Source organism: Ruegeria sp. HKCCE4148 (assembly GCF_017872495.1).
Lineage (GTDB): Bacteria > Pseudomonadota > Alphaproteobacteria > Rhodobacterales > Rhodobacteraceae > Ruegeria.
The window spans coordinates 24,904-45,209 of the sequence record NZ_JAEDOS010000001.1 but is presented as its reverse complement, the minus strand read 5'-3'; the positions used below and the strand labels follow the sequence as shown (position 1 = coordinate 45,209).

20 protein-coding genes and 1 tRNA gene are annotated in these 20,306 nt (G+C 56.2%); 11 read left to right on the top strand and 10 right to left on the bottom strand.

The window, feature by feature from the left end:
• Nucleotides 1–12: 12 nt before the first annotated feature.
• Entirely contained in the window at nt 13–1,518 is a 1,506-nt protein-coding gene (locus I9187_RS00210) for a PAS-domain containing protein (protein WP_171727655.1), read from the bottom strand.
• Nucleotides 1,519–1,584: 66 nt separating this feature from the next.
• On the bottom strand, nt 1,585–2,982 hold the full coding sequence (locus I9187_RS00205) for a sensor histidine kinase RegB (RefSeq protein WP_209940031.1): 1,398 nt from the start codon (nt 2,980–2,982) through the stop codon (nt 1,585–1,587).
• Nucleotides 2,983–3,072: 90 nt separating this feature from the next.
• Here I9187_RS00205 and I9187_RS00200 point away from each other — a divergent pair, with 90 nt between their 5' ends.
• Both I9187_RS00200 and I9187_RS00195 read left to right on the top strand, forming a co-directional pair.
• The gene (locus I9187_RS00200) at nt 3,073–3,699 is read left to right on the top strand and encodes an SCO family protein (protein WP_171178769.1); all 627 of its coding nucleotides are present in this window, start codon (nt 3,073–3,075) and stop codon (nt 3,697–3,699) included.
• A gap of 80 nt (nt 3,700–3,779) precedes the next feature.
• Entirely contained in the window at nt 3,780–4,334 is a 555-nt protein-coding gene (locus I9187_RS00195) for an ActR/PrrA/RegA family redox response regulator transcription factor (RefSeq protein ID WP_050604676.1), read from the top strand.
• Between the two features lie 120 nt (nt 4,335–4,454).
• On the opposite strand, the gene I9187_RS00190 is transcribed toward I9187_RS00195, so the two are convergent.
• Complete coding sequence (locus I9187_RS00190; protein WP_171178772.1) at nt 4,455–5,048, bottom strand: HD family hydrolase; 594 nt, start codon at nt 5,046–5,048, stop codon at nt 4,455–4,457.
• A 205-nt stretch (nt 5,049–5,253) separates the two neighbouring features.
• On the opposite strand from I9187_RS00190, the gene I9187_RS00185 reads away from it, so the two are divergent.
• The 4 genes from I9187_RS00185 (at nt 5,254) to I9187_RS00170 (ending at nt 8,304) form a co-directional block, all read left to right on the top strand.
• Nucleotides 5,254–5,568: a hypothetical protein gene (locus I9187_RS00185; RefSeq protein ID WP_171178774.1), complete on the top strand. Its 315-nt coding sequence runs from the start codon at nt 5,254–5,256 to the stop codon at nt 5,566–5,568.
• A 102-nt stretch (nt 5,569–5,670) separates the two neighbouring features.
• A complete protein-coding gene (gene ahcY, locus I9187_RS00180) occupies nt 5,671–7,059 on the top strand; it encodes an adenosylhomocysteinase (protein ID WP_171178776.1) in 1,389 nt (462 codons plus the stop codon).
• A gap of 13 nt (nt 7,060–7,072) precedes the next feature.
• A complete protein-coding gene (locus I9187_RS00175) occupies nt 7,073–7,822 on the top strand; it encodes an extensin family protein (protein WP_171727654.1) in 750 nt (249 codons plus the stop codon).
• Between the two features lie 140 nt (nt 7,823–7,962).
• Nucleotides 7,963–8,304, top strand: coding sequence for a DUF2853 family protein (locus tag I9187_RS00170; protein ID WP_171178779.1), 342 nt, complete (start codon nt 7,963–7,965; stop codon nt 8,302–8,304).
• Between the two features lie 218 nt (nt 8,305–8,522).
• On the opposite strand, the gene I9187_RS00165 is transcribed toward I9187_RS00170, so the two are convergent.
• The 5 genes from I9187_RS00165 to tsaD all read right to left on the bottom strand — a co-directional run bounded on the left by I9187_RS00165 (nt 8,523) and on the right by tsaD (nt 12,608).
• Complete coding sequence (locus I9187_RS00165) at nt 8,523–9,698, bottom strand: hypothetical protein (RefSeq protein ID WP_171178782.1); 1,176 nt, start codon at nt 9,696–9,698, stop codon at nt 8,523–8,525.
• Between the two features lie 160 nt (nt 9,699–9,858).
• Complete coding sequence (locus I9187_RS00160; RefSeq protein WP_171237953.1) at nt 9,859–10,281, bottom strand: EVE domain-containing protein; 423 nt, start codon at nt 10,279–10,281, stop codon at nt 9,859–9,861.
• The gene (locus I9187_RS00155; RefSeq protein ID WP_171178793.1) at nt 10,281–10,550 is read right to left on the bottom strand and encodes a YciI family protein; all 270 of its coding nucleotides are present in this window, start codon (nt 10,548–10,550) and stop codon (nt 10,281–10,283) included. The genes I9187_RS00160 and I9187_RS00155 overlap by 1 nt, the downstream gene beginning before the upstream one ends.
• A gap of 1 nt (nt 10,551) precedes the next feature.
• Nucleotides 10,552–11,514: an NAD(P)H-dependent glycerol-3-phosphate dehydrogenase gene (locus I9187_RS00150; protein WP_171178795.1), complete on the bottom strand. Its 963-nt coding sequence runs from the start codon at nt 11,512–11,514 to the stop codon at nt 10,552–10,554.
• A complete protein-coding gene (gene tsaD, locus I9187_RS00145; RefSeq protein WP_171178797.1) occupies nt 11,511–12,608 on the bottom strand; it encodes a tRNA (adenosine(37)-N6)-threonylcarbamoyltransferase complex transferase subunit TsaD in 1,098 nt (365 codons plus the stop codon). Before tsaD ends, I9187_RS00150 begins: the two co-directional genes overlap by 4 nt.
• 99 nt (nt 12,609–12,707) lie before the next feature.
• Between tsaD and I9187_RS00140 the strand changes: the two genes are divergently transcribed.
• From I9187_RS00140 to I9187_RS00130, 3 genes are read left to right on the top strand one after another with little or no spacing between them, the layout of a single operon-like run.
• Nucleotides 12,708–13,421: a uroporphyrinogen-III synthase gene (locus I9187_RS00140; protein WP_171178799.1), complete on the top strand. Its 714-nt coding sequence runs from the start codon at nt 12,708–12,710 to the stop codon at nt 13,419–13,421.
• Nucleotides 13,422–13,475: 54 nt separating this feature from the next.
• Nucleotides 13,476–14,690 carry a hypothetical protein gene (locus I9187_RS00135; RefSeq protein ID WP_209509322.1) on the top strand — a complete coding sequence of 405 codons (1,215 nt, stop codon included), beginning with the start codon at nt 13,476–13,478 and terminating at the stop codon, nt 14,688–14,690.
• 10 nt (nt 14,691–14,700) lie between these two features.
• Nucleotides 14,701–16,194, top strand: coding sequence for a heme biosynthesis HemY N-terminal domain-containing protein (locus I9187_RS00130; RefSeq protein ID WP_171178802.1), 1,494 nt, complete (start codon nt 14,701–14,703; stop codon nt 16,192–16,194).
• Nucleotides 16,195–16,520: 326 nt separating this feature from the next.
• Here the strand turns inward: I9187_RS00130 and I9187_RS00125 are convergent.
• Nucleotides 16,521–16,607, bottom strand: a tRNA-Leu gene (locus I9187_RS00125).
• 201 nt (nt 16,608–16,808) lie between these two features.
• Here I9187_RS00125 and I9187_RS00120 point away from each other — a divergent pair.
• Nucleotides 16,809–17,792 (top strand): complex I NDUFA9 subunit family protein, encoded by a 984-nt coding sequence (locus I9187_RS00120; RefSeq protein WP_171178804.1) that lies wholly within the window; start codon nt 16,809–16,811, stop codon nt 17,790–17,792.
• Here I9187_RS00120 and I9187_RS00115 read toward each other — a convergent pair whose 3' ends face one another.
• Nucleotides 17,793–18,596 (bottom strand): undecaprenyl-diphosphate phosphatase, encoded by an 804-nt coding sequence (locus tag I9187_RS00115; protein ID WP_171178807.1) that lies wholly within the window; start codon nt 18,594–18,596, stop codon nt 17,793–17,795.
• A 230-nt stretch (nt 18,597–18,826) separates the two neighbouring features.
• On the opposite strand from I9187_RS00115, the gene I9187_RS00110 reads away from it, so the two are divergent.
• Complete coding sequence (locus I9187_RS00110; RefSeq protein WP_171234597.1) at nt 18,827–20,260, top strand: NAD(P)-dependent oxidoreductase; 1,434 nt, start codon at nt 18,827–18,829, stop codon at nt 20,258–20,260.
• Nucleotides 20,261–20,306: the final 46 nt, after the last annotated feature.

The following is a 20,306-nucleotide window of genomic DNA, read 5'->3' as shown; positions in this document are numbered from 1 at the left end:
CTGCAACCCGGTTCAGGCGCTGATCTGCTCGATCAGAGGGATTTTTGCCGGGGTTTTAGTAGCCGAAAACCGCACGATTGTCGCGCCATTGTGAACCGGAATGATTGTGCATTCCACAAGGATGCCGGATTTTAATTGAATGTCAGCTGACCATTCAGCCCGGTCGTCGCGTGTTTCGACAAAATCCCGGATTTCACCCAAGATCGGGGTCGCGTAACACTGATCCTGCCAGCGCCGCATTACGTCTGTGGCTGTGTCCGTCTGAAACCCGGTCTCTTCCGTGCCACCCCAAAGCCTTTGATAAGCATAATTTGTAAAAGCGAGGGTACCGTCGTCGGCAAAAACGGCAATTGCATCTGCAAGCTTGTCGAAAATGGATTGCATAAGATCCATTTCAGACCGAAAGCGGCGCGTCAGGGTGATTTCGGCGGTAATATCCTCGAACAAAAACGCCACTGCTCCATCCGGGTGGGGTCGACCGCTGACGGAATAAACCGATCCCGATGGAAGTGACCATGTCTCGTGATAGTTTCCGTCTTCTGCCGCTTCGAGAAGATCATTCATCTGTCGCCGCCAACTGCGATAGTTTTTGGGTTCCGGCATCATATGTTGATCCCGCAGGCGGTCAAAAAAGCTGCTTAAGCTAGGACGGCAGCTCAGGAAATCGGGTGGAAGAGTGGTCAGGTCGATCAAAGCGGGATTAAAAAGTGCAAGCTGCCGATTGCGATCAAAGATGGCCAAACCGATCGAAAGTTGAGCAAAGGTCTTGGTCATGGTCTGAACGAATTTACGCTGTGCGGTTTCCGCTTCGACTATTGCGTTAATGTCTACGGCATAACAAAGGTGGCCGGGCTCCTGCTCAATCTGGGTCAGGTCGAACCAAAGCTTGTTGCTGCTGCCTGAAACACCGACCGAAACTCTGGTTCTTCCGACGGATCGTTCTTCAGGGGCAGAGGGAAACAGGGGGACGGTCAGATCGGTGTCCTGATCTCGCGTTTTTCGGACAAGCGAAACATAGGCGGCGTTGCACCATTGCACCCGATTGTTTTGATCCAACAGCCACACAGGGTATGGGGCTTGATCCATGGCCAGCCGGGTCGGGTTGTTCAGAGCACCTGACACTTCGGGCTTTTTCTCGGTAGATTCACGTAGCCGAACGCGGACAATTCCGTCAATCCACTCGCACAGAACATCACGTTCAAACGTGCAGTCGATTGGAGAGACCACAACATACCCACTGTCGCGCACGGTATCCGGAGATTCCGGAAAAGTCGGGAAATCCCTTTGCAGCAATCGGCGCAAATCTGGCCAGTTTCTCACGTGTTCGAAACCCGCAAGCGCAATGTCGGAATGGCTGATCAGCCGTTCTCCGTCGAACAGAAACACCGCATCGAACAGAGAGGTAGTCGAAAACAGCCCATACGACTGATCCCTGTACGCCCGGCGCGGCACAAGCCACAGAACGGCAAAACAGCCCGAGACGATGCTGATTGCGCCCAGAATGATCCAATCGGCCATCATTATCCCCAAAGCAGATTCCAACCCGGTCTGACTATGGGTGTGTTTGGTTAACGGTCTCTTAACTTACATCTGGATACGTTCGTTCAAACCCGAAGGGACGGGTGTGTCACCTTTTTGCGCGTCGATCAGTTTGCGGGGCCACGACACTTTGACAATAGCCCCCTTGCGCGCCGGGTCGTCAGTCAGGTTTTGATAAGGATCCGCGCCGTTGGCGAATTCCAACTCGGCACCGCTGCGCTCCAATAAGGTTTTGGCGATGAACAGGCCAAGGCCCATGCCTTCGTATTCAGGCCGGGCTTTCTTGTCGGCGTCAGCGCGCCTGCGCCGCATAAAAGGATCACCGATGCGTCCGATCATGTGTGACGGATACCCTCGACCGTCGTCCATGATGCTGACTGTGATCACTGTGTCGGTCCACTCGGCCTCGACCCAGACATTGGCTCGGGCAAAATCCACTGCATTCTGGATCAGGTTGCGCAACCCGTGAATGATTTCGGGTTTTCGCAGGATTGACGGCTGCTGCACATCGCCGTCCAACGCCGGCCCTTCCGAGAAATGAACCTCTTTTCCGCGCCCCACATGTGGCTCGGCCGCCTCGTTCACCACGGTTGACAGTGGCGCCTGTCGCAAATGAAGGTCGTCTTTGCCGGCTCGGCCCATATCCCGCAGAATATCGCGGCACCGATCGGCCTGCTCGCGGATCAATGCGGCGTCTTCCTTCAAGTCCGGGTGATCGTCCAGTTCTTCGATCAGTTCCGCGCTGGTCAGTTTGATTGTTGCCAGAGGTGTCCCCAGCTCATGCGCGGCAGCCGCAACAACGCCACCCAGATCGGTCAGCTTCTGTTCGCGCGCCAATGCCATATGCGTTGCGGCCAATGCCTCGGACATGGATTGAACTTCCGAGCTGACGCGGTGGGAATAGGCGCCGATAAACACAATAGCGATGACAATCGCGGCCCAGTTTCCGAACAGCAGAATATCTGGGATATCCAGAACAAGTCCCAGACTGGTGCGTAGAGGCAGGTGGAACTCGGCCAGCAGGGTTGTCAGAACAATCGCCACGGCCCCAACGATCAGGGTCGATCGGGTGCTCATAACATTGGCGGAAATTGTAACCGGCCCTAACAGAAGCAGTGCAAACGGGTTGTTCAACCCCCCCGTCAGATACAGCAATATCGACAGTTGCAGCAGGTCGAAAAGAACCATTAAGAAGTTTTCGAACTCGGTCAGGCGCTTGTTTTGTGGGAACAACAGGATGGCTGTCAGGTTGCCCATGACGGAAATGCCAATGGCCAGATAACACAGGCCCAGTTGCAGTTGCACATCATAATATTGCTGGGCAACGGTGATGGCTGTGAACTGGCCAATGATGGCCACCCATCGCAACAGGATAAGGGTGCGCAGGCGAATCCAGCTGCTGCGTTCCTGGCCGCGCCAAAAGGTCTGGTTGGATTCTGCCATTGGTTCCTTATGTCCTGTTGCATAGGCTGATCATCTTGATAGGTGTCCCGGCCGAAACGTTCAACAACCCCTTGCGACCGGAAAACTGAAATGACCCGTCTATACGCAATTCTTGCAGCTGTTGTGTTGGCAATTGGCCTTGGGGCCATGTGGCTTCTGACGCGTGGTAGCGGTTCTGATGACCAGTTCGCGCAATGCCGGTCCAGTCAGATCGCCGGAGGCGCGGCGGCCATCGGCGGGCCCTTTGAGCTGGTTAATGGCAAGGGTGAGACTGTCACTGACGCAGATGTGATCACCGAACCTACGCTGGTTTATTTTGGCTATACGTTCTGCCCGGATGTCTGCCCCTTCGACATGTCGCGCAATGCAGAGGCCGTGGATATTCTGGCCGAACGGGGTTATTCCGCAACGCCGCTGTTCATTTCAATCGACCCCGAACGCGACACGCCAGAGGTTGTGGATGACTATGCCTTTAATCTGGGCGGCAAGACCATCGCGCTTACCGGCTCGCCCGAGCAAGTGAAGGCGGCCAGCAAGGCCTACAAGACCTATTACAAGGCGCATGACAAAAGCGACGAGTATTATCTTGTCGATCACTCCACTTTTACCTATCTGGTCACGCCCGAACATGGTTTTCTTGAGTTTTTCAAGCGCGATGACACGGCCGAGCAGATGGCGGACAAAGTTGGGTGCTTTCTGGATCAGGCCGCATCGTAACAAGGTTGTTTGACCTTTGTTCGCGCGCTGCTATTACTCATACCCAAGCCAAAGGCATGAAATAGCAGAAAGACCCAAATATGGCAGACAGTTCTCAGCTTGATATCGGCCCTGACAAATCCCTGCTTCTGGTAGATGATGACGAGCCGTTTCTGAGACGTTTGGCCAAGGCCATGGAAAAGCGTGGCTTTGAGGTCGAAACCGCGGGTTCCGTTGCAGCAGGACGCGCGATTTCAACCGCGCGTCCTCCGGCTTATGCCGTTGTTGATCTTCGGCTCGAGGATGGCAACGGGCTGGATGTGGTCGAAGTGCTGCGCGAAAAGCGCCCCGATAGCCGGGTTGTGGTCCTGACCGGGTATGGCGCCATCGCCACCGCCGTGGCCGCTGTGAAAATCGGCGCGACGGACTACCTTTCAAAACCTGCCGACGCGACTGACATCACAAACGCGCTGCTGGCCAAGGGCGACGAACTGCCTCCGCCCCCTGAAAACCCCATGAGCGCCGATCGCGTGCGGTGGGAACATATCCAGCGGGTCTACGAGTTGTGCGACCGGAATGTCTCTGAAACCGCTCGGCGGTTGAACATGCACCGCCGGACTTTGCAGCGGATTTTGGCGAAACGCAGCCCGCGGTAAGATATTCTGGTATTGCGACAAAGATCGCGACCCAAACTAAAAGAAAGACAGTCCAGCCACGGCTAATTTGACTGGCATTAAACTGCCTGCACCATTACTTTTCGTCGTTCGGATTGCTGATTATAGCTGCGCAAGCAGGTCTTCATGCCGCGCGGTATAGGCTTGCCGCACCTCAATCGGAGGTCTCAGCGTAATCTGCAACCCCTCCATCACCGCCCGATCCGGGCGGCCAAAGAACTTCGTTGCCTCGGCCTCGGAAAACCCAGCGATTTGGGTTGCCTCCATCCAGGCGCTGATCTTGTCGGCCTTCTTGATTTGACGTTTTACGGTCTTCGGCACCTCGGCGGGCAGACCGAACCGGATATGAATGGCGGCCGCCAACCGATCATCCAGCGCGCCATAGTCGGGGCCAACAGCGGATTTGACGGGTGAGATCATGTCGCCGATCACATATTCCGGTGCGTCATGTAACAGCGCCGCCAGCCGCCATTTTATCGGTGCATTTGGGGCAATCCGGCCAAAAATTTCTTCGACCAGCAGGGAATGTTCGGCCACGGAATAGGCAAAGTCGCCGTTCGTCTGGCCGTTCCAACGGGCGACAAAGGCCAATCCATGCGCAATATCTTCGATCTCGATATCTACCGGGGTTGGGTCCAAAAGGTCCAGCCTGCGGCCTGACAGCATCCTCTGCCATGCTCGGGGTTGTGTTGCCATTTTGCCATGCCTTGTGAAGTCGGACACATAAAAATCGTATTTTGTGGTATGATTTACCTGTCAGGATCACTTGCTGCCAACGTTTTCTTGAGCATTCGTGCTTTGAAACAACATCATCCGATCCCGACATAAAAACCGAGGGGGGCACACGCTTCTCCCGGTGTGCTCCTCTCACAAGCGAAACGCGAAACGAAAGGAGTTTGCCATGTTCAAGCGTTTGTTCGCCCTTGCACTGACTTTTGGAATGGCTGCCACAGCCCCACCGGCCTTTGCCAAGAATTGCGCTGAGCGCGACGATATTATCGCCAAATTGCAGGAAAACTACGCCGAGGAATTGGCCTTTGGTGGTCTGCAAAAGACACGCGGGGCGCATTCGGTGATGGAGGTTTGGACCTCTAAGGAAACTGGTAGCTATACCGTTTTGGTCACCAATGCGAATGGAATCAGTTGCATTGTTGCCGTTGGCACTGATTTTTTTGAAGCGATACCAAAGATTAAAATTGAAGGAATCCCAAGCTGACAAAGACTTACATCTTTTGGTTGGAAGTCGTCTACATTGCCTCCTGCCCCAAGGAATGCTAGGGCAGCCGGGACTAAGATTAACCGGAAAATGGAGCGCCTGATGGCCGGGGACTATATCGTTAAGGACATTTCACTGGCCGGGTTCGGCCGTAAGGAATTGGACATTGCCGAAACCGAAATGCCGGGCCTGATGTCCCTGCGCGCGGAATACGGTGAAAGCAAGCCGCTCAAAGGTGCGCGCATCGTTGGATCGCTGCACATGACCATCCAGACGGGTGTACTGATCGAAACACTGGTCGCGCTGGGTGCGGATGTGCGTTGGGCGTCATGCAATATTTTCTCAACCCAGGACCACGCAGCGGCAGCGATTGCCGAAGCCGGTGTTCCGGTCTTCGCTATCAAGGGTCAGACGCTGGAAGAGCATTGGGATTATCTGGACAAGTCCTTCCTGTTCGAAGACGGCCCGAACATGATCCTGGACGATGGCGGCGACGCGACACTGTATATCCTGCTGGGCGCTCGCGCCGAAGCGGGTGAGGACATTATCCCGGTCCCGGGCTCTGAAGAGGAAGAAGTGATCAAGAAGCAGATCGCTAAGCGCATGGAAGCATCGCCGGGTTGGTTCACCAAGATGCGCGACCAAATTCAGGGTGTGTCCGAGGAAACCACGACTGGTGTGAACCGCCTGTATCAGCTGGTGAAAGACGGCCACCTGCCGTTCCCGGCGATCAACGTGAACGACTCGGTCACCAAGTCGAAATTTGACAACAAATACGGCTGTAAGGAATCGCTGGTCGATGGCATTCGCCGCGCCACCGACACCATGATGGCCGGTAAGGTTGCCGTGGTTTGTGGCTATGGCGACGTGGGCAAAGGCTCGGCCGCTTCGCTGCGCGGCGCCGGTGCCCGCGTGAAAGTGACCGAAGTTGACCCGATCTGCGCCTTGCAAGCGGCGATGGACGGTTTCGAAGTCACCCTGTTGGAAGATGAAGTCGCGTCGGCGGATATCTTTATCACAACTACTGGCAACAAGGACGTTATCCGTATCGAGCATATGCGCGCGATGAAGGACATGGCCATCGTTGGCAACATTGGTCACTTCGACAACGAAATCCAGGTCGCCAGCCTGAAGAACCACAAATGGACCAACATCAAGGAACAGGTGGACATGATCGAGATGCCCTCGGGCAACCGCATCATCCTGCTGTCCGAAGGCCGTCTGCTGAACCTCGGCAACGCCACCGGGCACCCCTCGTTCGTGATGTCGGCATCCTTCACCAACCAGGTTCTGGCGCAGATCGAGCTGTTCACCAAAGGCGACCAGTACCAAAACGAGGTCTACATCCTGCCCAAGCATCTGGATGAGAAAGTGGCTCGCCTGCACCTCGACCGCATCGGCGTGAAGCTGACCCAGATGGACGCCGATCAGGCCGCCTATATCGGCGTGAAGCCGGAAGGTCCCTACAAGCCGGAACACTACCGCTACTAAGTGCTGTCTGACGATGACGCAGACTTCTAGACGCCGCCGGTTTTTGTACTCGGCGGCGTCTTTCTTTTTCAGGCTGGCGGTCGTAGTGATCCTGCTGGGCGGTGGGGGATGGTGGCTGCTGGCGCATCCCAATACGCCGGTTCCTTCTTATTGGAATCCGTTGCGCGATCTGAAAATCAGCGCGCCGGTGACGCCGGTCACAAAATGGCAGTTGAACCGCGCGCTGGCAAATGAGGCGCAGTGCAGGGCTGCTTTGGCAGAGGCAGGTGTGCAATTCCCAGCAATGCAGGACCTGATTGTCGATCAGAATTGCGGCATCAGCGGTCGGGGTTTGCTGTCGCAACTGGTGACGGCTCGGATGGAGCCTGTGGAAACGAGTTGCACCACCACGTTGCGTCTGGCCATGTGGGAAAACCACGTTGTGCAACCCGCCGCGCAGGATCTACTTGGGACCGAAATTACCCGATTGCGCCACATCGGCAGTTACAATTGCCGTCCTATGCGCACAGCGCAGGGCGAAAACAGCGGGTGGAGCAGCCACGCGCGCGCAGACTCGATTGATGTTATCGGGCTGGATACTGCCGATGGTCGGACGCTGACCTTACTGGCTGACTGGCAACGTAATGAACCAGAGGCAGCGTTTCTGAGACAAATCTGGCGTGGCGCCTGCGATTGGTTCCGCGTAGTTCTTGGCCCTGATTTCAATCGTTTGCATGCCGATCACTTTCACTTGCAAGGACCGGGTTGGGGATACTGTCGTTAGATTGTTTAGAAGCCTTCATCCCAAATTTGACCAAGGGGGAGAAATCGCGAATTTTTTTCCTTTTGGAATACACACGGGCGCGGCTAGTCTTCCGGCCATCGGTGATAAGGGCCGAATTAACGCATTAAGGAGATTGGGATATGGGCAAGCGCGACGAATTGATCGCCAAATACGCAGAAGACCTGAAGGACAAATGTGGGATGGATCCCGATATGGACCTTTTAACCAAGGTTACGATCGGTTGTGGTCCGGCGATCTATGACGCAGATGCGGCAACTGTTGCAGCCAGCCAAGAGTCCGAACTGGAAACCGTCAAGAACAACTTCCTGATCAAAAAGCTGGGTCTGGCCGATGGGCCTGAATTGATGGAAGGGATCAATAAAGCCATGGAAACCTATGGCATGTCCGAGCGTAACAAATACCGCGCTGTGGTCTATTACATGCTGACCAAGCATTTCCGTAAAGAGTCTGTTTACAGCTGATCATCGCGCAAAGTCATTCTGCGCCCGTCGACTAATGACGGGCGTTTTGTTTTTGAATTGAAGTTTAGGGACTTGGTATTTGAAACCATGGTCATGGTTGGGTTAAGTTTAAACCGTGACCAGGACGGTCAGAACCAGACATTTCCATACGCGTGTGGTGAGTAGGGAGCACGCGGGGGTAGGGAAGGTTCTGCATGGTCAGAACCTTCCCTTATTTGTTATCTAAGCTCATTCAGAATGCGTTCTATAAAGTTGTCGAAACTGTTGGGTTGATTGTCTGAAGTGCGGTTTGCACCTCCGCCTGCGCCAGCAAGATAGACCTCAATGCGCCCAGGGCGTGTTTTGCTGCCAGAACCTGTGAAGTCCCGCGCAATACCACCCAAAGCCTTGGCAGCAAGGTCGGCGTTTTCAGCGTCTGCAGGGTGATAATACCGCACCTGAGTTTCTCTGATCCGATAGCCTACACGCGCGGTCGCAACCACATTCGCTTGGCTTTCGTTCAAAAGTTCGAATGCCCGGTCGCTGGTGTCTTGTGATACCCGTGCCGGAACGAACAGTGACACTTCAAGGTCGATCGAAGGTTTAGAGGGTTGAAGTGGTTTTACCTCAGAGTAATTCGGAGTCGCTGATTGCGTGATCTCTTTGGGCAATGGGTCGAAGACTGCCTGTGTCGGCTGTAAAGAACTACGCTTGTTCAGCAGGCTGGAAGCGGGATTTTGCGGCGCAACGGGAACTGAAAATGATACTGGTTTGGCAAGCGTTTCCGGAGCCTCCAAAACAGGTTCAAGTAAGGAGGGAAGAAACACAATCGGCGGGGCAAGTGATGCTTCGGTTTCTTGCGGTGGTGTTTCATCAATATCAATGGAAGGGGTAACTGGCTTTTTCTCAAGAATCGGAGCTTGGATTTCTTCCTCAAGCACGGGCGCAGCCGGATCCTCAGGAATTTGCTCGATCGCTGCAGATGTAGGCGAAAGTGTTTCGTCCAATGCAGGTTCGTCGATAGGATCATTCGATTGCACAACAGAGTTTTCTGGCGTGGACTGTCGTGTTTCAATCACCTTTGTTCCGGCCCAATGCAGCAAAGCCCCACAAAACAGAGCCGCCAAAATTATAGGGATTCGGCTTTTCGAAGGCGGTTTGCTGACAGGTTCGTTCAGGTGGAGTGAGCGTACCCGTTCGGACACGATCTCGTCGATCTCAGTGTCATCTGTTGGCGGTAGCAGGTCTGTCTCAGTTGGTTTCAAGCGCGGTGGTTCGCGCGCTTCGACCTTTCCATCAGCCAGCGCGTTTGCACGCTTTTCGCGCGCCTCTTTCAGGCGCGCTTCCCAGGTTTTTGTGTTCTTCGCAGCGACGGCGTCTTCGAGAATCCCACTGCCGCCTTTAACGTCAGACATGGGGTCACACTTTCAAGAAAGACCGAATTTTATTCGAACACCACCAAGCGTCTGCGGTTGTAAAAACCGCAGATGGCAAGCCCCCACCCGGCGAAGCCCAGAGAAACATAGCATTTTGTCGAGCGCTTGAGAAGTTTTACGCCAGACACAGGTTTACACGTCAATCAGGCTGCGTATCGCCCAGTGCGCAAATCACCTTCCATTCGTATTCAGTCACCGGCTGCACCGACAAGCGCGAGTTCTTGACCAGCACCATTTCAGCCAGACGTTCGTCCGCCTTGATCTGGTCCAGCGTCACCGGTTTGGCAAAGGGCCGAACTGCCTTGATATCCACGCATTCCCACCGTTCATCGTCAGTGGTGCTGTCGGCATGCGCCTCAGCGCAAACCTCGACGATTCCCACCACCGATTTGTCCTTTTGCGAATGGTAGAAGAACCCCCAATCTCCGATGGCCATCTGCCGCATAAAATTGCGCGCCTGATAGTTGCGCACGCCATCCCACTCTTCGCCTGCGTCCCCCTTGGCGACTTGTTGGTCCCAGCTCCAGGTTGAGGGTTCGGACTTGAACAGCCAATATGCCATCAGCCAATCACTTTTTTCCATGGAATCAGGTCAACGGATTGGAACAACCCTGCTTTGGCGTAAGGGTCGTTGTCGGCCCATGTTTGTGCAGCAGCCAAATCTTTGACATCCAGAATTACCAGTGAGCCGATCATGGCATCGCCATCCAGCAGAGGGCCAGCCTGCGCCACAACACCTGTTTCCTCGATATACGCCAGATGCGCGCTGCGATTGTCCAGCCGGGTTTGCAGGGCACCGGGTTTGTCTTTGGCGATGAGAGCGATCAGCATGTTATTCCTCCTTAAGGGGTCGATTGAGTAGGGTTTGAATGGCCTCAGGTACACTGTAAGCACCGCGACTCAGGTCCGCCACAGTGGTACTGATGGGCATGTCCAAGCCTTCTTTGCTTGCGATGTCGGACAAGGCGCAGGCAGTCGCGACACCTTCGACTGTCGTCTGGCTGTCAAAGCGCTGATTTCGACCCAAACTAAGGCCAAAACGATAATTTCGGGACAGATCGGATGAGCAGGTCAGCACCAGATCACCCAGCCCGGACAGGCCCATCAGCGTATCTGGTCGCGCCCCGCGCGCTGTGGCGAAACGCTGCATTTCGACAAATCCGCGTGTCAGCAAAGCCGCCCGCGCACTGTCACCCAACCCGGCACCCATCGTTGCGCCACATGCGATGGCCATGACATTCTTCAATGCCCCGCCCAGCTCGGCCCCAACCGTGTCGGTCGTGCGATAAAGACGAAGATTTGTCGTTGTTAGCTCGGCTTGCAGCGATTTGCCGATCTGGGCATCTGCACATGCCAGTGTCAGCGCTGTTGGCAGGCCGCGTGCGATGTCGTCTGCAAAGCTGGGCCCGGTCAGCAGTGCGACGTCGGCGGACGGCACAACACTTTCAATCACGGCTATCGGACCGAGGCCCGAGGACAGTTCAATCCCTTTGCAGCAGGCGACCAGCGTTTTGCCCTGCAGCAAGGGCGCATGAGACGTCAAAGCCTGTCGCAGTTTCTGCATTGGAACAGCCAGAAGAAGCGTATCTGCTGTGCAAGCTTCCTTGATGTCTGCCGTAGCGGCAATGCTTGGCGGCAGGGTTACACCGGGCAGGCGGGTCTCGTTTCTTCGCGACATTTGCATTTGTTGCGCCTGCTCCGCATCCCGCGCCCACAACGTCACCGGCCCGTTGCCCGCCAGCGAGATCGCCAGCGCGGTTCCGAATGCGCCAGAGCCCAGGACAGAAACGCTCATGCCTTGGCTCCTTTCCTACCGCTGCCCAGCATTGCAGGGCTGCGTTGATCCAGTGGCCACCGGGGACGTGCGGTCAGGTCTAGGCCGTCGCGTGAGCCGGCGCGAAACCGTTCGAGCCCCACATAGGCGATCATGGCGGCGTTGTCCGTACACAGCGGAAGCGGGGGGGCCGTGAATCTCGTACCCTTTTCGGCGCAAACAGTCTCTAACGCGGTACGAATGGCCGAATTTGCCGCCACGCCCCCTGCAACGGCGATGACGGGTTCGGAAGGGTTGAGGGCCAGATACTGGTCCATCGCGCGTCGGGTTTTCTCGGCCAAGGTGTCCACAATCGCCTGTTGGAATCCGGCGCATAAATCCGCGCGGTCCTGACGGGTCAACCCACCCTTTTCCGCGACGATTTGGTCGCGCATCCGCATCAAAGCCGTTTTCAAACCCGAGAAAGAGAGATCACAGCCGGGCCTGTCCAGCAGCGGCCGGGGAAAGCGAAAGCGTTTCGGGTCACCTGTGTGGGCTTCAGCTTCGACCGACGGGCCGCCCGGTTGCGGCAGGCCTAGCAAACGCGCGGTTTTGTCAAAGGCTTCTCCGGGTGCGTCATCAATTGTGCTGCCAAGACGGGTGAACTGTTCTGGCCCGTGGGCGATCAGGTACTGGCAATGGCCGCCCGAGACCAAAAGCATCAGGTAGGGAAAGCTGATCCCGTCTGTCAGGCGCGGTGTCAGCGCGTGCCCGGCAAGGTGATTGACGCCGATCAGGGGCAAGCCGGTGGCGGCGCTCAGCCCCTTGGCACACATGACGCCGGACATGACGCCACCGATCAGGCCAGGGCCGGCAGTGACGGCGATGGCGTCCATGTCACGCAGACCAAGGTCGGCGGCCTCTAGCGCTTGTTTAACGCAGATGTCCAGCTTTTCCGCGTGTGCCCGCGCAGCGATTTCGGGCACAACACCACCATAAGCACTGTGCAACTCGGTTTGGCCATGCACCACCGATGACAGGATTTCAGCATCCGCACCTTCGGTTTGGCGCACAACAGCAGCAGCCGTGTCATCACAGCTGCTTTCCAATCCCAGCACGGTAAGTGTTTGCACCATCACCCTGATCCGTTGCATCATGTTACCAACGGCGGGGTATCACCCTGCGCGGATGCAAACAATCCTCAAGGGCCAAGGCGCCAAACGTTGTATTTGTTGATGACCCGCCCGCGCGCAGCCTCGAAACGGTTTGTCGCGCAGTTGCCGACCCGCACCAGGTCCCGGGTTCAGGTCATCTATTCCCCGATTCTCGAAATTCGCCCACTGCCCGCTGCGGTTGATACCGTAGGTTTGCAGGGTGTGATCTTTACCTCGGCCAATGCGGTGAACGCGGCGGCTTCAATGGGTGTCGACCGCGATTTGCCCGCCTATTGCGTTGGCCCCGCGACGACCGGGACAGCCAAGGGCTATGGCTGGCAGGCCGAGATGGCAGGCACCACAGCCGAAGAGCTTGTGGGGCATCTGTTGAAACATCGACCCCAAAGCCCTTTGTTGCATTTGCGTGGCGAACATACACGAGGCAACATCGCGGGGCGGCTCACCGAATCCGGCCTGACGGTACGCGAACAGCCGGTTTATCAACAGATTCTGTTGCCGCTAACATCCGAGGCGACCCAAGCCGCGAACGACGATTTGCCGATAATCGCCCCACTTTTTTCGCCTCGAACGGCGCGACATTTTGCCGATATTTGGTCGGGCTCGGCTCCGCTTTGGCTGGCCGCAATCAGCCGCGCGACGGCTGATCCCCTTTATTCCTTGGACTATACGCACCTGAAGATCGCCAAAGCGCCGACACCCAAGAAAATGCGTAAGGCGGTTAAAAAGCTTGTAAAACATGTGTTGCGGGTTGAGAGAGACGAGGTCCCCGATTAACTTAGCTTGGGCTGTTATTCATCTGAATTTGGATTCGATAAGGGGAATATTGCGGTGGCTGGTAAGAAGAAATCCGACGAAAAGCCGGTGGAAGACCCCAAGGTAGACGACGTTGTTGAATCCGAGCTGCAACAGGAAGGTACGCCTGTTGACCCCGATAAACCTGTAGCAGAAGACCTTTCCGAAGCCGAAGCCGAAGCCGAAGCCGAAGCCGAAGCCGAAGCCGAAGCCGAAGCCGAAGCTCCGACGGAGGAGATCGCTCCGGTTGCGGAAAAGACGGTTGAGCGCGTGGTCGAAAAACGCGGTGGCTTTGTGCCTGCTTTGCTGGGCGGTGCCGTTGCTGCCGTGGTCGGATTTGCGCTGGGCAATGGCGGGCTGCTGCCGGGTGGTGCTGACAATTCTGACGCGCTGGCGGCGATGGAATCGAAACTTGCGGATCAGTCGGATCAAATCGCCAAACTGTCACAAGGGCTGACAAACGGCCCGGATACGTCTGGTTTGACGGATCAGATCAAAGCGCTGTCGGATAAATTGACCCCGGTCGAAGGTGACCTGAGCGCGGTCAAATCCTCGGTTGAAGCGCTGTCCGGTCAGGTCGCGCCTTTGGCGGATCGGATCACAGCGCTTGAGAAAGCTCCAATCGAATCCAATACCTCACCTGAAGCCACAGCCGCCTTTGAGGCTGAACTGAAAAAGCTCCAGGATTCGCTGGCGGCGCAACGGGCCGAGGTTGAAAAAATGGTGTCGGATGCGCAGGCGCTTGAGGCGAAAGCATCCGCCGACGCACAAGCTGCGACGAACGCCGCGGTTCTGTCTCGTCTGCGCGGGCAGCTGGATGCAGGACAACCTTATTCCGAACTGGTTGCTGAACTGAAGTCGGGCGGTGTGGATGTACCGGATGCTTTGACAGGGCCAGCTGAGGAAGGCGTGGAAACCTTGTCATCCTTGCGGGCGACTTTTAACCCTGCTGCCCGAACTGCACTGGCAGACGCGCGCGATGCGGATAAGGGTACGGGTCTGATCGCTTTCCTACAACGGCAGACAGGAGCACGTTCAGTTACGCCGCAGGAAGGCGACGGGCCTGACGCAGTCCTGTCGCGCGCGCAGGCCGCATTGGCGGATGGAGACCTGCCCAAAGCGTTAAGCGAACTGAAATCACTTCCCGAAGCGGCGCAGACCGCGATGGCCGATTGGCAGCAGGCGGCCCAGACACGGGTTGCTGCTGTTGATGCGGCGAACTCATTGGCTTCCAGCCTGAACTCGAACTGAAGGACCTGCCATGCTGTGGTCACTGTTTAAGATCCTTGTCTTTGTTGCGATTATCGGCCTGCTGGCGCTGGGCGGTCACTTCCTGATGCAAACCAGTGGCGGGGTGCAGATCACCGTTGCGGGTACGGAATTTACACTGGGGCCGCTGCAATCCGTGATTGCGCTGGGCGTGCTGGTGTTTGCGGTCTGGCTGTTCTTCAAACTGCTTAGCCTTTTGGTGGCGACGCTGAAGTTCTTGAATGGCGATGAAACGGCCCTGTCGCGGTATTTCGACCGTAGCCGTGAACAGCGCGGGTATCAGGCTCTGGCAGATGGATTGATGGCTTTGGCTTCAGGTGAAGGGCGTGCGGCCATGACCAAGGCCAACAAGGCCGAAAAGCTGCTCAACAAGCCGGAATTGACCAATCTATTGGTGGCGCAAGCGGCCGAGATGACGGGCGACACCAAGAAAGCGGCCGACACCTACAAGAAACTCGTGACCAATAACGCGACTCGATTTGTCGGCGTGCGCGGGATCATGAAGCAGAAACTGGCCGAAGGTGATGACGAAACCGCTCGCAAGCTGGCTGAAAAGGCGTTGGCAATCAAACCGCGCCATGCAGAAACGCAAGATGTTCTGCTGAACCTTCAAACCAAGGCGCAGGACTGGGCCGGTGCGCGCTCGACCTTGTCGTCCAAATTAAAGGCCGGTTACCTGCCGCGCGATGTGTTCAAGCGCCGTGATGCGGTTTTGGCTTTGTCTGAAGCCAAGGACATTCTGGACGAAGACGCCAGCCTGGAACAGCAGGAACATGCAATCGAAGCCAATCGACTGTCGCCAGATCTGGTGCCCGCGGCTGCGATGGCCGCTCGTGCGTATATTGCCAAAGGTAAACCCCGCCCCGCGACCAAGATCCTGAAAAAAGCCTGGGAGGCGCAGCCGCATCCTGACCTGGCCCACGCTTTCGCCGAGATAGCACCGGATGAGACGCCCGCGCAAAGGATCAAGCGCTTTACCGCACTTACGCGTATTCACCCCGAGAATATGGAGACCCGTCTGATTCTGGCCGAGTTGAACATCGTGGCCGAAGACTTCCCCGAAGCCCGCCGCGCGCTGGGGGATGTGGTTGAAAAACAAGGTGATGCGCGGGCGTACACTCTGATGGCGGCGATCGAACGGGGCGAGGGCGCTTCGGACGCTGTTGTACAAGGCTGGTTGGCCAAGGCGCTCAACGCACCGCGTGGTCCTCAGTGGGTCTGTGACAATTGTCACGACATCCAACCCGAATGGGCCCCGGTCTGCCAGAATTGCGGCAGCTTCGATACGCTCAGCTGGCAAACGCCGCAAACCCCCGAGATCGCCAGCGCAACCGGTGTCCACATGCTGCCACTCATTGTCGGCGCGCTTGAGGATCAGTCGGACGAACCTGAAGAGGTGGAACCATTGGACGAAACCGACACAGTTGATGTGACGGCAGAGCCTGCTGAGTCTGCGGACGAGGCAGGAGTGCAGAAACAAGCCTGAGCGCATCAATGACCATTGGTGTGGTGGCGTCACATCGGCTTGTTTGTTGTCGTCAGGCGCAGGCTGGTTGTTTTTTAAGCTTCCGGCTTACCGCGACTGGGATTGCCAATGAAATGGTGACCAGGCGCACTGCAAGAGAATATGGGTCCGTATCAATCAAATCCGCACCCTTGCCGGAATTCAGCGTGATGACACACAGCTAGCAGTACCGTTTTGATCTGCAATCGGCACCGATGCCGAACCGAAAGCAGGATTCAAGCAGTGTTCGGCAGTCACAGAACAACCGTACGAGAACCACGTTTGAATTCAGGTTTTTAGGAAGAATTTGGTGCCCAGGAGAGGACTCGAACCTCCACGTCCATACGGACACTAGCACCTGAAGCTAGCGCGTCTACCAATTCCGCCACCTGGGCAGGTGTCGTGAGGGGGCGTTTAAGCCCAGTGGCAGAGGGCGTCAACCAGATTCGCGGAGATTTTTGAAAGTTTTTTGAATTTGGGCTTTGCCCCCCGATTTGTGCCTTTGAATTTCACCATCCTCGCGGCGAATTAGCGCCTTGTTTGAAAGGGCTGCGGGCGTTAGGTCTAGGGCGCAATTTCTCAGCAGGAGCCCTCTCATGTCGAAACTTGTGACGATTTATGGCGGATCTGGATTTGTCGGCCGCTACATCGCGCGGCGCATGGCGAGTGAGGGATGGCGTGTGCGTGTGGCGGTGCGCCGCCCGAACGAGGCGATGTTCGTGAAACCTTATGGTGTCGTCGGCCAGGTTGAGCCGGTGTTGTGCAATATCCGCGATGACGCGTCGGTTGCCCAGGCCATGCACAGTGCGGATGTCGTGGTCAACTGCGTCGGTGTCTTGAACGAGTTGGGCAAAAACGACTTTGGCGCTGTACAGGCCGAAGGGGCGGAGCGGATCGCGCGTTTGGCGGCAGAGCAGGGGATTGAGCGGATGGTTCATGTCTCGGCCATTGGAGCCGATGCAAATTCTGCCAGCGAATATTCTCAGACCAAGGCGCGGGGTGAGGCAGGTGTGCTGAAGCATATGCCAAACGCGGTGATCCTGCGGCCATCCGTGATCTTTGGCACAGAAGATCAATTCTTCAACCGCTTTGCCGGAATGACACGCATGGGGCCGTTCCTGCCGTTGGTTGGGGCTGAAACCAAATTCCAGCCGGTCTATGTGGATGACGTGGCCCAGGCTGCAGTTAAAGGCGTTCTGGGACAGGCCGAACCCGGCGTGTACGAGTTGGGCGGGCCCGAGGTGAAGACTTTCCGCGCTTTAATGCAGCAAATGCTGGATGTGATTCACCGTCGCCGCGTCATCATTGGTATGCCGTTTTTTGCAGCACGGATCATGGCGGGTGTTCTGGACATCATTAAGTTTGTCAGCTTCCAGTTGTTCCCGAACAACATTCTGACCCGAGATCAGTTGAAGAATCTGCGGAATGACAATGTGGTTGCCGATGAGGCCAAGTCTTTTGCCGAACTTAGGATCACACCGACCACCTTGGAATCGGTGCTGCCCGAGTACCTGTGGAAGTTCCGTCCGTCGGGTCAGTATGACGACATTCAGAACTCGGCCAAAAACCTGCGTATCTGATCAGCTATAGGCCATGATCAGCAGGACAACGCCAAGAATGACTCGGTAGATGACGTAGGGCGTGAAACTGACGCTGCGCAGCAGCCGCATCATCAGGCTGAGTGCTAGAAGGGCCGCAATGAACGCAAAGACAGCGGCAATGGCGCCGTCACGTGCCAGTTGCGCGTCAGCGTCGCGCATCACGTCCACAGCCAACAAAGCGCCAGACGCCAGAATCGTCGGGATTGACATCAGCATGGCTATCTTCGCCCCGTCCTCGCGGGTATAGCCCAATTTGCGCGCCCCGGTGATTGTGATCCCCGAGCGCGAGGTGCCGGGAATCAGTGCAAGAACTTGCCACAGCCCCATGATGAATGCATCACGGACGCCCCACGCACTGCTCTCTTTGGTTTCCGGACTGCTCTGATCGACCCAATACAGAACCAGGCCGAAACCAAGCATAGCCCAGCCGATTACCGCGATCGAGCGCAGGGCATCGCTTAATCCGGTCAGATGTAGAATCAGACCTGCAATCACCGTTGGAATCGTCGCTAGGATGAGGCCCAGTGCCAGTCGCGTCTGTGACGTATCTGCCCGGCCAAGCAAGGCCCCAGGCAACCCCGCAAGGGCTTGTTTTACATCCGACCAGAAATACAGAACAACCGCGCCCAGCGTTCCAACATGCACTGCAACATCAATGGCTTGACCTTGATCCTGAAGACCAGTGAGCCTTGGAAGCAGGATCAGATGACCTGATGATGATATGGGCAAAAACTCAGTGATTCCCTGAACAATTGCTACGAGAATCAGGTGAAAAAGACTCATCTGCCCTGCCAATTTGCGGTCACGTATTGCTTGCGAGTTATGGGTATAAGGGTGGTGGGGAAAAGGAAAGCGCACATATAGGTCCGATACGGAACTAAAAATAGTGAACTTTTCAAGAAAATTAGCTCTACACAGTAAACTTTCTTTATTTAGGTCAGTATGATTGACTTTTAATCCCCTACGGTATCTCGTAGAGAAACCGGACCAAGCCAATTCATGGAGTCTGACCCGTGGCCAAGCAACCGATGCTGAAATTTGTGCAGATCGACCGAGTCATGCCGGAAAAGCGTGCTGCAAGTGACCGCAAGGAAGACTTTGACGAAATCTATGCCGAATACGCCGCCGAAAAAGCTGCCGAACAGGCCAGCCGCTGCAGCCAGTGTGGTGTGCCGTACTGCCAGTCACATTGCCCGTTGCACAACAATATTCCGGATTGGCTGCATCTGACTGCCACTGGCCGACTGGAAGAAGCCTATGAGACAAGTCAGGCGACCAATACTTTCCCCGAAATCTGCGGGCGAATCTGCCCACAGGATCGCTTGTGTGAAGGCAACTGCGTCATCGAGCAATCGGGTCACGGCACAGTTACCATCGGCACCATTGAGAAATACATCACGGACACCGCCTGGGATAACGGCTGGGTGAAACCGGCCACCCCATCTGCGGAGCGCAGCGAGAGTGTGGGCATTATCGGCGGTGGCCCCGGTGGATTGGCTGCAGCGGATATGCTGCGCCGCGCAGGTATTCAGGTGACAGTATATGATCGTTACGACCGTGCGGGTGGCCTGTTGATGTATGGCATTCCGGGCTTCAAGCTTGAAAAGGACATCGTGCAAAGGCGCAATGACCTTTTGGCCGATGGCGGTGTCCGGTTCGAACTGAACTGTGATGTTGACGCCACCAAGTTTGAAGAAATTCGTGCCCGGCATGACGCTGTGATTATTGCCACCGGCGTTTATAAATCCCGCGACCTGTCCATGCCGGGAAGCGGTCTGGGTGGAATTGAAAAGGCGATCGACTTCCTGACCGCCTCGAACCGCAAAAGTTTTGGTGATGCCGTCGAAGATTTTGACAATGGCCGCCTGAATGCCGAAGGAAAAAAGGTCGTTGTAATTGGCGGCGGCGACACCGCCATGGATTGCGTGCGTACTTCGATCCGTCAGGGAGCGACCTCGGTCAAATGCCTCTATCGTCGCGACCGAGCCAATATGCCAGGCTCGCAGCGTGAAACGCAAAACGCCGAGGAAGAAGGCGTTGTTTTTGAATGGCTGAGCGCGCCCAAAGGCTTCACCGGTGACGATAAGGTCACGGGCGTGATGGTTCAAAAGATGCGTCTGGGGCAGCCTGATGCGTCGGGTCGCCAGGCGCCCGAAGTCATCGAAGGTGCGGATTACGTGGAAGAGGCCGATCTGGTGATCAAGGCGCTGGGCTTTGAACCCGAAGACCTGCCCACCCTGTTCGGCCAGCCGGACCTGCCTGTGACACGCTGGGGCACCGTAAAGGCCGCGTTCCAGACCGGAGAAACTGAAATGGACGGTGTTTACGCCATTGGTGACATCGTGCGTGGTGCTTCACTGGTGGTCTGGGCGATCCGCGACGGCCGCGACTGCGCCGACGCGATCATCGACCGGTTCAATGCCAAAGCGGCCATCGCAGCCGAGTAAGCCCAAGGATTAAGAGGGTTCGTCGCCAAACGTTCCCTTGAAAGAA

Excerpts from the sequence above, each read along its gene's own strand:
- I9187_RS00210 (WP_171727655.1), bottom strand. The coding sequence starts at position 1,518 with ATGGCCGATTGGATCATTCTGGGCGCAATCAGCATCGTCTCGGGCTGT.
- I9187_RS00205 (WP_209940031.1), bottom strand. The coding sequence starts at position 2,982 with ATGGCAGAATCCAACCAGACCTTTTGGCGCGGCCAGGAACGCAGCAGC.
- I9187_RS00200 (WP_171178769.1), top strand. The coding sequence starts at position 3,073 with ATGACCCGTCTATACGCAATTCTTGCAGCTGTTGTGTTGGCAATTGGC.
- I9187_RS00195 (WP_050604676.1), top strand. The coding sequence starts at position 3,780 with ATGGCAGACAGTTCTCAGCTTGATATCGGCCCTGACAAATCCCTGCTT.
- I9187_RS00190 (WP_171178772.1), bottom strand. The coding sequence starts at position 5,048 with ATGGCAACACAACCCCGAGCATGGCAGAGGATGCTGTCAGGCCGCAGG.
- I9187_RS00185 (WP_171178774.1), top strand. The coding sequence starts at position 5,254 with ATGTTCAAGCGTTTGTTCGCCCTTGCACTGACTTTTGGAATGGCTGCC.
- ahcY (WP_171178776.1), top strand. The coding sequence starts at position 5,671 with ATGGCCGGGGACTATATCGTTAAGGACATTTCACTGGCCGGGTTCGGC.
- I9187_RS00175 (WP_171727654.1), top strand. The coding sequence starts at position 7,073 with ATGACGCAGACTTCTAGACGCCGCCGGTTTTTGTACTCGGCGGCGTCT.
- I9187_RS00170 (WP_171178779.1), top strand. The coding sequence starts at position 7,963 with ATGGGCAAGCGCGACGAATTGATCGCCAAATACGCAGAAGACCTGAAG.
- I9187_RS00165 (WP_171178782.1), bottom strand. The coding sequence starts at position 9,698 with ATGTCTGACGTTAAAGGCGGCAGTGGGATTCTCGAAGACGCCGTCGCT.
- I9187_RS00160 (WP_171237953.1), bottom strand. The coding sequence starts at position 10,281 with ATGGCATATTGGCTGTTCAAGTCCGAACCCTCAACCTGGAGCTGGGAC.
- I9187_RS00155 (WP_171178793.1), bottom strand. The coding sequence starts at position 10,550 with ATGCTGATCGCTCTCATCGCCAAAGACAAACCCGGTGCCCTGCAAACC.
- I9187_RS00150 (WP_171178795.1), bottom strand. The coding sequence starts at position 11,514 with ATGAGCGTTTCTGTCCTGGGCTCTGGCGCATTCGGAACCGCGCTGGCG.
- tsaD (WP_171178797.1), bottom strand. The coding sequence starts at position 12,608 with ATGGTGCAAACACTTACCGTGCTGGGATTGGAAAGCAGCTGTGATGAC.
- I9187_RS00140 (WP_171178799.1), top strand. The coding sequence starts at position 12,708 with ATGACCCGCCCGCGCGCAGCCTCGAAACGGTTTGTCGCGCAGTTGCCG.
- I9187_RS00130 (WP_171178802.1), top strand. The coding sequence starts at position 14,701 with ATGCTGTGGTCACTGTTTAAGATCCTTGTCTTTGTTGCGATTATCGGC.
- I9187_RS00120 (WP_171178804.1), top strand. The coding sequence starts at position 16,809 with ATGTCGAAACTTGTGACGATTTATGGCGGATCTGGATTTGTCGGCCGC.
- I9187_RS00115 (WP_171178807.1), bottom strand. The coding sequence starts at position 18,596 with ATGAGTCTTTTTCACCTGATTCTCGTAGCAATTGTTCAGGGAATCACT.